This is a genomic window from Pseudomonas sp. HY13-MNA-CIBAN-0226, from assembly GCF_040310305.1.
GTDB lineage: Bacteria > Pseudomonadota > Gammaproteobacteria > Pseudomonadales > Pseudomonadaceae > Aquipseudomonas > Aquipseudomonas gregormendelii.
Map to the genome: position 1 here is coordinate 1 of NZ_JBEOPS010000167.1, position 283 is coordinate 283.

1 protein-coding gene is annotated in these 283 nt (G+C 36.4%); it reads left to right on the top strand.

Translation table 11 applies throughout. From position 1 onward, the window contains the following. The coding region (locus AAEZ05_RS28250) for a hypothetical protein (protein ID WP_350649874.1) at positions 1-283 on the top strand (283 nt) is incomplete at both ends.

A 283-nucleotide genomic window follows, 5' to 3' on the forward strand; every position in this document is an offset into this window, starting at 1 on the left:
CCAGTAACCTTTGAAGTGCCACTTGATGGAAATGGTAAGCTAACGCCTATTTCTTCTTCTAAGTCTTATGCTGCAATTAAAAGCTTGAGTAAAGATGTTGAGGCTGAAATAAGCATGGCTTTAATAGCAACAGCGGTTGAGCATTTCAAAAGCTTCGTTCCATCAACATTGAAATACGGCGTGACTGGATACATTGAATCAAAAATTAACGCTAGCAAAAATATTAAAGCAGTTAAGAACTTCAACAAAACAGCAATGGATTATGAGTTGAAGTATATTCCTG